We start from the raw sequence: 12,799 nt of genomic DNA, 5'->3' as shown, positions 1-12,799 counted from the left end.
GCCCACCACGACATGCGAAGCCCCGGCCGCGAAGGCGGCCCGGGGCGTCCCCGGCCGGGCGTGCCCGCCCGCCGCACCCTCCGGCTCCAGGACCACCCCCGGCGTGACGATCAACCGGCCCGGCCCCAGGAGTCCGCGCAGCGCCCCGGCCTCCTGCGCCGAGGCGATGACCCCGTCGCAGCCCGCCTCCACGGCCAGCCGGGCCAGCCGCAGCACCTGCTCCTCGGTGTCCGCGGCAATGCCGATGTCCGCGAGGTCGCTCCGGGTCATGCTGGTGACCACCGTCAGCGCGAGCACCCGCAGCCGCGGGAACTCCCGCGCCGCCTCCACCGCCGCGGACATGATCCCCGTACCGCCCATGCCGTGCACGGTCACCATGGACGCGCCCAGCGCACCGGCGGCCCGGACCGCTCCGGCGACGGAGTTCGGGATCTCGAAGAGTTTCAGGTCGAGGAAGACCTCGTGCCCCTGCCCGACGAGGTCCCGCGCGAGTCCGGGGCCCGCGGCGGTCAGCAGCTCCAGGCCGATCTTGTAGAAGCCGCACGCGTCGCCGAGGCGCTCGACGAGCGCCTCGGCGGCCCTGCGGTGGTCGAAGTCGAGGGCGACGATGACCCTGCGGTCGGCGCCGGGAAGGTCGGTGTTCACGCCGTCATTGTCGCGGTCACCGGTCGGCCGGGACCTGGCAGGCCTCCGAGAAGCCCTGACTGGTCAGGCCGAAGGCGCTGTTGACGCGCGAGCGCCAGTTCTCCAGCGCGACCACCGCGGTGAGCTCGACGAACGCCTCCTCGCCGAGCCGCGCGATCAGTTCCCGCGCGAGTTCGTCCGTGACCGTCGGCTCCGTCTCCGTCATGGCCTCGGCGTACTCCATCACCAGCAGTTCCAGCTCGGTGAACACCTCAGGGGCCTCCCGCCGGCGCGGCACCCGCTCGATCTTCTCGGTCGGCACGCCCAGCTCGTGGCCCTCCCAGTAGCCGAAGTCCATGCACCACGAGCAGTTGATGCGGGCCGCCGCCGCCATCACGGCGAGATGCTTAAGCCCGGCGTCGAGCGCATTCCACTTCGCCGCGCTCCGCTCCAGCTGGACGTAGGAGAAGAGCACGCGCGAGTTGTGCCCGTAGGCCTGCCCGGGGTCCAGCACCTTGCCGTACGTACGGCGCGAGTACCAGGCCCCGAGCCGCATGAGCAGGGTGCGGGGCGGGGTGAGCGAGATACGCGGCATGACAGTCATCTCCCTGGCTCGGGCGGTCTTCGTTTCCGCCTTCACCAGGGAGGACCGGACAGCCGCGCCGAATGTGACAGCCGGCGTCCGGTTTTCTGGGCGCTTTACTCGCCGGGCGTCGCGGGAGCGATCCCGAGAGCGCCGAGGAGCCGGTCGGCGAGCTCCTCGGCGAAAATCTCGGAGCCGGTGAGAGCGGCCAGGACCCCCTCCGGGTCAGCGGTCAGCCCGGCGGCGGCCGCCCAGTCGAGGGCGCCCACCAGGGCCGCCTCGACGGGGAACCGGTCGACGGGTATCTCGTAGTCCTCGGCCGTGTCCCGGTTGAGCAGTGCCTTCCAACGGCCCCCGGCGAAAGTGGCGCCCTCGACGCAGCCGACATCACTGTCGAGGTAGGCCACCGTGAGCACCGGCGCTCCGGTCCGCCGCGCCAGCGCCGCCGCGACGCCGTCCGGCTGGTCGGGGTAGTGCACCTGCGACCAGCCACCGCCGAGGTCCGCGTCGCCGTCGACGTCCGCGCACCCGGCCTCGGCCGCGAACTCCCGCAGCTCCGCCACCGTGGCGCGTGCCACGGCCATCCCGCCCCGATTTCCCATGCGCACAGGCTAGGAGCCGCCACCGACAACGCGGCTGCGGCGCCGCCCTACGGCAGCTCGAAGCCCAGGTCCCAGCCGTCGTGCGCGTGCGTGCACAGGCAGGCCCGGGACTCGGTGACCGGCAGGGCCGCCACCGCGTCGAAGAGGACCTCGCGCAGCCGTCCGACGTTCGCGCCGAATACCTTCAGGACCTCCGTGTGGGACACGCCCTCGCCGGTCTCCGCGCCCGCGTCCAGGTCCGTGACCAGGGCCATCGAGGTGTAGCAGAGCCCCAGCTCACGGGCGAGGACCGCCTCCGGGTGACCGGTCATGCCGACCACCGACCAGCCCGCCGCGGCGTGCCACCGCGACTCGGCGCGCGTGGAGAAGCGCGGTCCCTCGACGACGACCATCGTGCCGCCGTCCACCGGCTCCCAGTCCCGCCCACGGGCCGCCGCCAAGGCCACGGACCGGCCCACCGGGCAGTACGGGTCGGCGAAAGTGGTGTGTACGACGTTCGGGACGGAGCCGTCCGGCAACGGCTCACCGTCGAAGAAGGTCTGGGCGCGGGCCTTCGTACGGTCCACCAGCTGGTCGGGAACGAGCAGCGTGCCCGGCCCGTACTCGGCCCGCAGACCGCCGACCGCGCAGGGACCCAGCACCTGGCGGACGCCGACCGAGCGCAGAGCCCACAGGTTGGCCCGGTAGTTGATCTTGTGGGGCGGGACGGTGTGACTGCGTCCGTGCCGGGGCAGGAACGCCACCTGGCGCCCGGCCAGCTCACCCACGTGAAGGGAGTCGCTCGGGGGTCCGTACGGGGTCTCCACCTGGAGCTCGGAGACGTCCTCCAGGAAGGAGTAGAAGCCCGAGCCGCCGATGACACCGATCTCTGCGTTCACCATGCCGCCCACCCTAAGGCCCTGCCGTGAACATGCCGAAGGCCCCGCTGCCGGGTGGGGCGGCGGGGCCTCGGGGAGAAGCGATCAGGCGGCCGACGTGGAGCTGCTGCTGCTCGACGAGCTCGACGACGTCGAGGAGGACGAGGCGGCAGGAGCGGCGGCAGCGGTCGACGTCGAGGACGGCGAGGAGCTGGACGACGGCTTCGAGGCAGGGGTGCTGCTCGACGACGCGCCACGGCTGTCGTTCCGGTAGAAACCGGAGCCCTTGAAGACGATGCCGACCGCGGAGAACACCTTCTTCAGGCGTCCGTCGCAGCTCGGGCACACGGTCAGTGCGTCATCGGTGAACTTCTGCACGGCCTCAAGGCCCTCACCGCACTCGGTGCACTGGTACTGGTAGGTCGGCACGAATTTCCTCCTGGCACTCTCACTCAATGAGTGCTAACGACGCTCCATGGTGACGTATTCCGGCCGATCAGTCCACCGTCACCGGCACGCGGTGACCCATCCCACGCTCGTTCACCCGGTTACGGGAGGCCGGCGAGGCGGTGGTTCGGGTGGTCGCCTGAGCCTTCGCCGCCACCGTCGTCTTGGCCTGCGGCTTCACCGGGGCCGCGGGCGCGGCCTCCTGTGCGGACGCGTTCACGATCCGGCTCGGGGCCTTCGGGGCCAGCTTCGCCCGCAGAACCAGCAGAGTGGTCAGCGCGAGCGCGGTGGCACCCATGGGCACCAGGAATCCGAACGAGGATCCGTGCGCGTCCGTCAGACGGCCGGCCAGGATGACGGCGATGGCCTGACCGAAGGCGATCGAGCCGGTCAGCCAGGTGAAGGCCTCGGTCCGGGCGTTCGCGGGGACCAGCTGCTCGACCATCGTGTATCCGGTGATCAGCGCCGGGGCGATGCACAGGCCGACGACCAGGCCGAGCGCGCCCAGCAGGATCATCGAGTTCGCCGCCCACAGGACGGAGGCGCCGGCGGTGAGGCCGATGTAGCCCAGGATCAGCCGGCGACGCGGGCCGATCTTCCAGGCGATGGCGCCCATGGCGATACCGGCGATCATGTTGCCTGCGGCGAAGACGCCGTAGAGCAGGCCGTTCGCGCCCGGGTTGCCGATCTCGTCGGAGAAGGCGGCGAGCGAGACCTGCATGCCGCCGAAGACGGCGCCGATCCCGAGGAACGCGAAGATCAGGACACGCAGGCCCGGGGAGGACAGTGCGAAGGCGCGCTTCTCACCGGTCGACGACGGGGCGTGCGTCGTGGGCTGGCCGGCCCGCTGGGCCGCGAAGAGCAGACCTCCGAGCAGGGTCAGCGTGGCTTCGGTGACCAGGCCGGCCGCCGGGTGGACGCCGGTGCACAGCGCGGTCGCCAGGACCGGGCCGACGACGAAGGTGAACTCGTCGGTGACGGACTCGAAGGCGGCGGCCGTCGGCAGCAGCGCAGAGCCCTCCAGCTTGGCGGCCCAGCGCGCCCGGACCATCGGTCCGACCTGCGGTACCGAGGCACCGGCGGGTACGGCGGCCAGGGCCAGCGCCCAGACCGGGGCGCCCAGCAGCGCGAGCGCGGCCAGGCCGGTGACGGCGGCGGAGTGCGCGAGGACCACGGGCAGCAGGACGGCACTCTGGCCGAAGCGGTCGGTGCAGATGCCCATCAGCGGGGCGGACAGTGCCATGGAGATACCGGTGACGGCGGCGACGATACCGGCGCTGCCGTAGGAACCGGTGGTGTGCTGGACCAGCAGCAGGATGCTGATCGTCAGCATGCCGAAGGGGAGTCGTGCTGCGAAGCCGGGGAGTACGAAGCCGAGGGCGCCGGGAGTGCGCAGGAGCTGCCCGTAGCCGGGGCGGGCGGACGTGTCGGTCGTGACCGCGGATGTCACGGCCTTGCCTTTCCGCTGCCTGGTAGAGCGTCCCCGTCTGCGGACGGTGCTCCGCCTTGTGAGCGCCGCACCCGTACATGTGGGAGCCCCGAGAGCTGTCCTCTTGCGCAGAACCGAGTGATACCTGGGCGCCCACTACGGGGTGGTGCCACGGCCGCTTTGCGGTCGCGCCAGCTCTGCGTCAGGCAGAGTTGGTTCGATCTGGTGTGCCTTCATCGTACAGGGAAACGCCCTACCACGCCCTGTGAATTCGGCGACAAGGGGTGTCTTCGCCTGGGATTAACGGCCGCTTCGCCGGTAAAGAGCCAGGAAAGGCAGGCAAAAGCGGGCATAACTCACCGAATTCGGCCGATTAGAACGACGCTCTAACTCGTTGGAGCGATGCTCTAACGCGAAGCGGGTCCGCCCGTGCCCAGCCACCCCGCGAGCTTGCCGCCCCGGGCCACCGCCCGCAGCCGTGCCTCCGCCGCGTCCCGGACCGGGTCCGTGGCCACGACCAGCAGCTCGTCCCCGCGCCGCAGCACGGTCGACGGCGCCGGTACGAAACTCTTCGCGTCCCGGACCACCAGCGTGACCGAGGCCCCCGGCGGCAGCCGCAGCTCGCTCACCTCCACGCCGTGCATCCGCGAGGCCGGCGGGATGGAGAAGGACAGCAGGTGCCCGCGCAGCTTCTCCAGTGGCGCCGACTCGATCCCGAGGTCGAAGGCGCCTTCCTCCCCGTTCCCGAGGTTCAGCGTGCGCGCGAGCCAGGGCAGGGTCGGCCCCTGCACCAGCGTGTAGACGACGACCAGCACGAAGACGATGTTGAAGACCCGGTCGCTGCCCTCGATCCCGGACACCATCGGGATGGTGGCCAGGATGATGGGCACGGCCCCGCGCAGGCCCGCCCACGACATCAGTGCCTGCTCCTGCCAGGAGATCCGGAAGGGCAGCAGGCTGATGAAGACCTCCAGGGGCCGCGCCACCATCGTCAGCACCAGCCCGATGATCACGGCGGGCCAGAAGTCGCGGACCAGCTCGTGCGGGGTGACCAGCAGGCCCAGCAGCACGAACATGCCGATCTGGGCGATCCAGCCGAGCCCGTCGGCGAAGCCCCGGGTGGCCGGCCAGTGCGGAAGCTTCGCGTTCCCGAGCACCATCGCCGCCAGGTACACCGCGAGGAAGCCGGAGCCGTGCGCGAGGGCGCCGGCCGCGTACGCCACGATGGCGATGGCCATCACGGCGATCGGGTAGAGGCCGGAGGCGGGCAGCGCGACGTGCCGCAGCCCGAACGCGCCCAGGAAGCCCACGGCCAGGCCGATCGCCGCGCCGATCGCCAGCTCCAGGGCGATCTTGGCGATCAGGACGTACCACTCGTCCACCGGGCCGACGGTCGAGAAGGCCACCACCAGGATCACGACGGGTGCGTCGTTGAAACCGGACTCGGCCTCCAGGACGCCGGTGATCCGTGAGGGCAGCGGGACCTTTCGCAGCACGGAGAAGACGGCCGCCGCGTCGGTCGAGGAGACGACCGCGCCGATCAGCAGGGCCTGGCGCCATTCCAGTCCGACCAGGTAATGCGCTCCCGCCGCCGTCACGCCCACGCTGATCGCGACGCCCACCAGTGACAGCATGACCGCGGCCGGCAGGGCCGGCTTGATCTCTTTCCACTTGGTGCCCAGACCACCCTCGGCGAGGATCACGACGAGCGCCGCATATCCGATGACCTGGGTCAGCTCGGCATTGTCGAATACGACGTTGCCGATGCCGTCCTGTCCTATCGCGATGCCTATGCCGAGGTAGATGAGCAGGCTGGGGAGACCGCTGCGCGAAGAGATGCGTACCGCCGCCACGGCGACGAGCAGCACCAGCGAGCAGACCAGCAGAAGCTCATTGAGCGTGTGGACAGTCAGCGGGCGGCCCTCCTCAATGCGCCCGGCGGATCGATCCTCCCGGCGACAAGTTCGGCAAGTAGTTCGTTACCTTACCTAATCTTTGACGCGCCCTTTACGCGATAACCACATTGTGAAACGCCTGTTCGCCCCTGTCCTCGTCAGCTCCACCCCTGGCGGATCAACGAAGTCGGTCCTGCGCCTATGGTTGCTCCCAGCACTCCCAGGACCACCCTGCCCCTCTAAGGACAGCGATGCCCGCCAACGAAACCGCTCCTCCCGTCAAGAAGAAGGGACGACGCGCCCGTCTGATCGTGCTCGTCCTGGTCCTGGCTCTCGTCGCGGGCCTCGGCTACGGGGCGTACTGGAGCGTGGACGGCGTGCGCGCCTCCTTCCCCCAGACGACCGGCTCACTCAAGGTGCCGGGCCTGACCGGGACCGTCGACGTCAAGCGCGACGCCCATGGCATTCCCCAGCTCTACGCAGACAACGACGACGACCTCTTCCGCGCGCAGGGCTTCGTGCACGCGCAGGACCGGTTCTGGGAGATGGACGTACGGCGTCACATGACGTCCGGCCGGCTCTCCGAGATGTTCGGCTCCGGCCAGGTCGAGACCGACGCCTTCCTGCGCACGCTGGGCTGGCGCCAGGTCGCGCAGGCCGAGTACGACACCAAGCTGTCGGCCGAGACCAAGAAGTATCTCCAGGCCTACGCCGACGGGGTCAACGCGTACCTGAAGGGGAAGTCCGGCAAGGACCTCTCCGTCGAGCACGCGGCCCTCGAGCTCAGCGACGACTACCGGCCCGAGCAGTGGTCGCCGGTGGACTCGGTGGCCTGGCTCAAGGCGATGGCGTGGGACCTGCGCGGCAACATGCAGGACGAGATCGACCGCGCGCTGATGGCGACCAAGCTCTCGCAGGCGCAGATCGACGAGCTCTACCCGCCGTACCCCTTCGACCGGAACAAGCCGATCGTCGAGGGCGGGAAGGTCGACGGCGGCAAGTACACCCCGCAGGGCGCCGCGGGCACCGGCACCGGCACCGGGACCGGCACCGGGACCGGCTCGGGCAGCGGATCCGGTGGCGGCAACGCCGTTGGAACCCAGACCTCGACCGTCACGGGCCCGGCCAACGGGCTGGCCGACAACGCCTCCGCCCAGGGCGCGACCGTGGGTCTGCGCACCCAGCTGACCTCCCTCGCCGACACCCTGGACAAGATCCCCGCGATCCTCGGCCCCAACGGCAGCGGCATCGGCTCGAACTCCTGGGTCGTCTCCGGCAAGTACACGACGACCGGCAAGCCGCTGCTCGCGAACGACCCGCACCTGTCCCCGCAGCTGCCCTCGGTCTGGTACCAGATGGGCCTGCACTGCCGCGCGGTCTCGGCCCAGTGCCAGTACGACGTGGCCGGCTACACCTTCTCGGGCATGCCCGGCGTGGTCATAGGCCACAACACCGACATCGCCTGGGGCATGACCAACCTCGGCGCCGACGTCACGGACCTCTACCTGGAGCAGGTCAAGCCGGAGGGCTACGTCCACGACAACCGGGTGCTCCCCTTCGACACCCGTGAAGAGGTCATCAAGATCGCGGGCGGCGACAGCAAGAAGATCACCGTCCGCACCACCAACAACGGCCCGCTCGTCTCGGACCGCAGCGAGGAGCTCGGCACGGTCGGCAGCCGCGCCCCCGTCGCCAGCTCCGCCCCCGACCGCGGTGACGGTTACGCCGTCGCCCTGCGCTGGACGGCGCTGGACCCGGGCAAGTCCATGGACGCGGTCTTCAGGCTCGACAGGGCCAAGACCTTCGACGACTTCCGCAAGGCGGCCGCCGACTTCGAGGTCCCGTCCCAGAACCTGATCTACGCCGACAACAAGGGCCCCAACGGCAACATCGGCTACCAGGCCCCGGGCCGCATTCCCGTCCGCGGCCAGGGCGACGGCCGGATGCCCGCCCCGGGCTGGGACTCCAAGTACGCCTGGAAGGGCGGCAAGGACGGCAACGCCGGCTACATCCCGCAGAGCGAGATGCCCTGGGACTTCAACCCCTCCCGCGGCTACATCGTCACCGCCAACCAGGCGGTCGTGGAGAGCGGCACCGGCGCCGGCAAGTACCCGAACCTGCTGACCACCGACTGGGGCTACGGCGCCCGCAGCCAGCGGATCAACGACCTCATCGAGGCGAAGATCAAGGACGGCGGGCGGATCTCGACCGACGACATGCGCACCATGCAGATGGACAACAGCAGCGAGATCGCCGCGCTGCTGACCCCGATGCTGGCGAAGATAGAGGTCTCGGACCCGGGCGTGCGGGCGGCGCAGAAGCTGCTCGACGGCTGGAACTACACGCAGGAGCCCGATTCCGCGGCCGCGGCCTACTTCAACGCGGTCTGGCGCAACATCCTCAAGCTGTCCTTCGGCGACAAGATGCCCAAGGAGCTGCGGATCGAGGGCAGCTGCATGAGTGTCGTCGGCAACGGCACCGGCCCCGCCGACGACCTCGCCAAGACGGTCCGCGAATGCGGCACCCGTGACTCCGACTCCGCGCAGCCCGACGGCGGCGACCGCTGGTTCGAGGTGGTCCGTCGCCTGGTCAAGGACGAGAAGTCGCCGTGGTGGACCTCGCCGAGGACCGTGACCCAGCCGGCGGCCACCACCCGCGACGAGCTCTTCGCCCGGGCCATGCGGGACGCGCGCTGGGAGCTGACCGCCAAGCTCGGCAAGGACCAGTCCACCTGGAGCTGGGGCCGCCTGCACCAGCTGACGCTGAAGAACCAGACGATCGGCACCGAGGGCCCCGGCTTCATGCAGTGGCTCCTCAACCGCGGCCCGTGGGACGTGGGCGGCGGCGAGGCCACGGTCAACGCGACCGGCTGGAACGCCTCCAGCGGGTACGGGGTCACGTGGGTGCCGTCGATGCGGATGGTCGTGAACCTCAACGACCTCGACAAGTCGCGCTGGATCAACCTGACGGGTGCCTCGGGGCACGCGTACAACGCGCACTACACGGACCAGACGACGATGTGGGCCAAGGGCGAGCTGCTGGAGTGGCCCTTCGGCAAGGACGCCGTCGAGAAGGCCACGGTCGACACCCTGACCCTCAAGCCCGAGGGCTCGTAAGGGTCAGGGCGGGGACCCGTGTCGTCATGCGCTGAAGCGGCGCACCCCTGACGGGGTCGCCACCGCTTGTACGGGGTGGTCGTGCGGTTCCTCCGGGACCCGCGCGACCACCTCGTCGTCGTAGAGGAGCACGACCAGCGCGGGATGCGCCCCGGCGCGCGCCAGCCGCTCCAGCACCCGGTCGTACGAGCCTCCACCGCGGCCGAGGCGCATACCGCGGCCGTCCACCGCGAGCCCGGGCAGCAGCACGGCGTCGGCCCCGGTGACCGCGTCCGGTCCGAGCGCGGGGCCGGTCGGCTCCAGCAGCCGCATCTTGCCCGGGTGGGCGGCCTCGGCGAGTGCGGCCGGGCCTTCGTACGCGGCCCAGTCGAGGTCGTTGTCGGGCAGCAGCAGTGGGAGCAGGACCCGCTTGCCGGCCGTGCGCAAGGCGTCGAGGAGGTCCCGGGTGCCGGGTTCGGTGCCGATCGAGACGTACGCCGCCACCGTGCGGGCGTCGGCCAGTTCGGGCAGTTCGAAAGCCGTGACGGCGAGTGCGGTGGCCGCCGTACGGCAGTGTTCGGCGGACAAGGCGCGGCGCGCGGCGAGCAGTTCTCGGCGCAGTTCGGCCTTGGCGGAGGCGTTGGGCGGGTTCTCTGCCACGAGGAAATCAAATATCCTTCCGAATCAGGGCATATCGGGATCTAACTGCCGCGTTCTCGTCCGGTGTTCGACGGAAGACCACTATCGTTCGGGGCATGACTATGTTGCACCCCGTGATCAAGAAGGCCGTGATTCCGGCCGCTGGCCTCGGCACTCGCTTCCTCCCGGCGACCAAGGCGACCCCGAAGGAAATGCTCCCGGTTGTGGACAAGCCGGCCATCCAGTACGTGGTCGAGGAGGCCGTCGGGGCCGGGCTCGATGACGTTCTCATGATCACTGGGCGTAACAAGCGTGCCCTGGAAGACCACTTCGACCGGAACTACGAGCTGGAGTCGGCCCTCATCGCCAAGGGCGACGACGACCGCCTGAAGAAGGTCCAGGAGTCCAGTGACCTGGCCACCATGCACTACGTCCGCCAGGGCGACCCGCGGGGCCTGGGCCACGCGGTGCTGTGCGCCGAGCCGCACGTCGGCCGCGAGCCCTTCGCCGTCCTGCTCGGTGACGACCTCATCGACCCCCGCGACCCGCTGCTGCGCCAGATGGCCGACATCTACGCCCGTACCGGCGGCACCGTCATCGCGCTCATGGAGGTCGACCCGGCCAGCGTCCACCTCTACGGCTGCGCCGCCGTAGAGGCCACGGACGAGGCGGACGTGGTCCGCATCACCGGCCTCGTCGAGAAGCCGGACCCCGAGGACGCGCCCAGCAATTACGCGGTCATCGGACGTTACGTCCTCAACCCCGCGATCTTCGACATACTGCGGGAGACCGAGCCGGGCCGCGGTGGGGAGATCCAGCTCACCGACGCCCTGCAGAAGCTGGCCGCCGACGAGACCGTCGGTGGTCCGGTGCACGGCGTGATCTTCCGGGGCCGTCGCTACGACACCGGGGACCGCGGCGACTACCTGCGGGCCATCGTCCGCCTCGCGTGCGAGCGCGAGGACCTGGGCCCCGAGTTCCGCACCTGGCTTCACCGTTACGTCACGGAGGAGATGTAGCACCTTGAGCAGTTCCGCACCGCAGGACACCGGCCACCGTCTGTGGTCCGTGGACGAGCACCTCGCGGACGTCCTCTCGGCCGTCCGGCCGTTGGAGCCCATCGAGCTCCAACTGCTGGACGCCCAGGGCTGTGTCCTGGTCGAGGACGTGACCGTGCCCGTCGCCCTCCCGCCCTTCGACAACAGCTCCATGGACGGCTACGCCGTCCGAACGGCCGACGTCCAGGGTGCGAGCGAGGAGTTCCCCGCGGTGCTGACGGTCGTCGGGGACGTCGCGGCGGGCAGCGGTGAGCTGCCCACCGTCGGCCCCGGCGAGGCTGCCCGGATCATGACCGGCGCCCCGCTGCCGCCCGGCGCGGAAGCCGTCGTACCGGTCGAGTGGACCGACGGCGGCACGGGCGGCGGCGCGGCCGCCGGGATGACCCCGGCCAGCGCCGCCCCCGAGCACGCGAGCGGCGAGGTACGGGTGCACCGCGCCGCCGAGGCGCGGGCGCACGTCCGCGCGCGCGGCAGCGACGTACAGGCCGGTGACCTGGCCCTCGCCGCCGGCACGATCCTCGGGCCGCCGCAGATCGCCCTGCTGGCCGCCATCGGGCGCGGCACTGTACGGGTGCGGCCGCGCCCCCGCGTGGTGGTCATGTCCACCGGCAGCGAGCTGGTCCAGCCGGGCGAGGCGCTCACAGCGGGCACCATCTACGACTCCAACAGCTTCGCGCTGGCCGCGGCCGCGCGGGACGCCGGCGCCATCGCCTACCGGGTCGGCGCCGTCGCGGACGACGCCGACACCCTGCGCGCCACCATCGAGGACCAGCTGATCAGGGCGGACCTGCTGGTCACCACGGGTGGAGTCAGCGTCGGCGCGTACGACGTCGTCAAGGAGGCGCTGTCCTCGGTCGGGCAGTCCGACGCGGTCGAGGGCGCGGGCGAGGACGTCGACGGCGGCCGGATGGACTTCCGCAAGCTCGCGATGCAGCCCGGCAAGCCGCAGGGCTTCGGCACGATCGGCCCCGACCACACCCCGCTGCTGGCGCTGCCCGGCAACCCGGTGTCCTCGTACGTCTCCTTCGAGCTGTTCGTGCGGCCCGCGATCCGCGCCCTCATGGGGCTGCCGGAGTCCGAGGTCCGGCGGCCGAGCCTGCGCGCGGTGCTGAGCGCCGACAAGGCACTCGGCTCCCCGGCCGGCCGCCGCCAGTTCCTGCGCGGCAAGTACGACGCCGAGAGCGGCACGGTCAGCCCGGTCGGCGGATCGGGCTCCCACCTGATCGCCGCGCTGGCGCACGCGGACTCCCTGATGGTCGTACCGGAGGACGTCACCTCCGTGGAGCCGGGGACCGAGCTGGAAGTGATCCTGCTCGGCTGAAGTCGAGCAGGTGCGGGTAGCGTGTGTCGCACCACACAGGCTCCCCGGGAGCCCAGAGCGGAGCGGCGCAGCAATGAGTACCGAAAGCAGGCTCACCCACATCGACGAGGCCGGGGCGGCCCGGATGGTCGACGTGTCCGGGAAGGACGTCACCACCCGGACGGCACGGGCCAGCGGACGCGTAATCGTCGCCCCGCGGGTGATCGAGCTGCTGCGCGGCGAGGGCGTCCCCAAGGGCGCCGCCCGCGC

12 protein-coding genes are annotated in these 12,799 nt (G+C 70.8%); 4 read left to right on the top strand and 8 right to left on the bottom strand.

Annotated elements, in window-relative coordinates; all coding sequences use genetic code 11:
* The 7 genes from pyrF to ACWGIU_RS13845 all read right to left on the bottom strand — a co-directional run.
* The coding region (gene pyrF / locus ACWGIU_RS13875) for an orotidine-5'-phosphate decarboxylase (RefSeq protein ID WP_453705474.1) at positions 1–645 on the bottom strand (645 nt) is incomplete at its 3' end.
* Between the two features lie 16 nt (positions 646–661).
* Positions 662–1,219, bottom strand: coding sequence for a carboxymuconolactone decarboxylase family protein (locus ACWGIU_RS13870; RefSeq protein ID WP_453705472.1), 558 nt, complete (start codon positions 1,217–1,219; stop codon positions 662–664).
* Positions 1,220–1,323: 104 nt separating this feature from the next.
* Positions 1,324–1,809, bottom strand: coding sequence for a hypothetical protein (locus tag ACWGIU_RS13865; RefSeq protein WP_453705470.1), 486 nt, complete (start codon positions 1,807–1,809; stop codon positions 1,324–1,326).
* A 47-nt stretch (positions 1,810–1,856) separates the two neighbouring features.
* Positions 1,857–2,690, bottom strand: coding sequence for an S-methyl-5'-thioadenosine phosphorylase (locus ACWGIU_RS13860; RefSeq protein WP_453705468.1), 834 nt, complete (start codon positions 2,688–2,690; stop codon positions 1,857–1,859).
* Positions 2,691–2,771: 81 nt separating this feature from the next.
* Positions 2,772–3,095 (bottom strand): FmdB family zinc ribbon protein, encoded by a 324-nt coding sequence (locus tag ACWGIU_RS13855; RefSeq protein WP_453705466.1) that lies wholly within the window; start codon positions 3,093–3,095, stop codon positions 2,772–2,774.
* 67 nt (positions 3,096–3,162) lie between these two features.
* Positions 3,163–4,563: an MFS transporter gene (locus ACWGIU_RS13850; protein WP_453705464.1), complete on the bottom strand. Its 1,401-nt coding sequence runs from the start codon at positions 4,561–4,563 to the stop codon at positions 3,163–3,165.
* A gap of 386 nt (positions 4,564–4,949) precedes the next feature.
* The gene (locus tag ACWGIU_RS13845; RefSeq protein ID WP_453705478.1) at positions 4,950–6,473 is read right to left on the bottom strand and encodes a potassium/proton antiporter; all 1,524 of its coding nucleotides are present in this window, start codon (positions 6,471–6,473) and stop codon (positions 4,950–4,952) included.
* A 215-nt stretch (positions 6,474–6,688) separates the two neighbouring features.
* On the opposite strand from ACWGIU_RS13845, the gene ACWGIU_RS13840 reads away from it, so the two are divergent.
* Entirely contained in the window at positions 6,689–9,553 is a 2,865-nt protein-coding gene (locus tag ACWGIU_RS13840; RefSeq protein ID WP_453705462.1) for a penicillin acylase family protein, read from the top strand.
* Between the two features lie 24 nt (positions 9,554–9,577).
* Here ACWGIU_RS13840 and ACWGIU_RS13835 read toward each other — a convergent pair whose 3' ends face one another.
* Positions 9,578–10,192: a 5-formyltetrahydrofolate cyclo-ligase gene (locus tag ACWGIU_RS13835; protein ID WP_453705460.1), complete on the bottom strand. Its 615-nt coding sequence runs from the start codon at positions 10,190–10,192 to the stop codon at positions 9,578–9,580.
* A gap of 95 nt (positions 10,193–10,287) precedes the next feature.
* Here ACWGIU_RS13835 and galU point away from each other — a divergent pair, with 95 nt between their 5' ends.
* The 3 genes from galU to ACWGIU_RS13820 all read left to right on the top strand — a co-directional run.
* Positions 10,288–11,190, top strand: a complete 903-nt coding sequence (gene galU / locus ACWGIU_RS13830) for a UTP--glucose-1-phosphate uridylyltransferase GalU (protein WP_453705458.1) — start codon at positions 10,288–10,290, stop codon at positions 11,188–11,190.
* A 4-nt stretch (positions 11,191–11,194) separates the two neighbouring features.
* Entirely contained in the window at positions 11,195–12,550 is a 1,356-nt protein-coding gene (glp, locus tag ACWGIU_RS13825) for a molybdotransferase-like divisome protein Glp (RefSeq protein WP_453705456.1), read from the top strand.
* A gap of 73 nt (positions 12,551–12,623) precedes the next feature.
* Positions 12,624–12,799, top strand: a 176-nt coding sequence (locus ACWGIU_RS13820; protein WP_453705476.1) for a cyclic pyranopterin monophosphate synthase MoaC, incomplete at its 3' end; no start/stop codon positions are given.

The organism is Streptomyces sp. NPDC054840, assembly GCF_053611065.1.
Note: the sequence above shows the minus strand (reverse complement) of the source record. Positions and strands in the feature narration are given on the sequence as shown.

Coding starts and splice junctions, on each gene's coding strand:
- galU (WP_453705458.1), top strand. CDS start 10,288: ATGACTATGTTGCACCCCGTGATCAAGAAGGCCGTGATTCCGGCCGCT.
- ACWGIU_RS13870 (WP_453705472.1), bottom strand. CDS start 1,219: ATGCCGCGTATCTCGCTCACCCCGCCCCGCACCCTGCTCATGCGGCTC.
- ACWGIU_RS13840 (WP_453705462.1), top strand. CDS start 6,689: ATGCCCGCCAACGAAACCGCTCCTCCCGTCAAGAAGAAGGGACGACGC.
- ACWGIU_RS13860 (WP_453705468.1), bottom strand. CDS start 2,690: ATGGTGAACGCAGAGATCGGTGTCATCGGCGGCTCGGGCTTCTACTCC.
- ACWGIU_RS13865 (WP_453705470.1), bottom strand. CDS start 1,809: ATGGGAAATCGGGGCGGGATGGCCGTGGCACGCGCCACGGTGGCGGAG.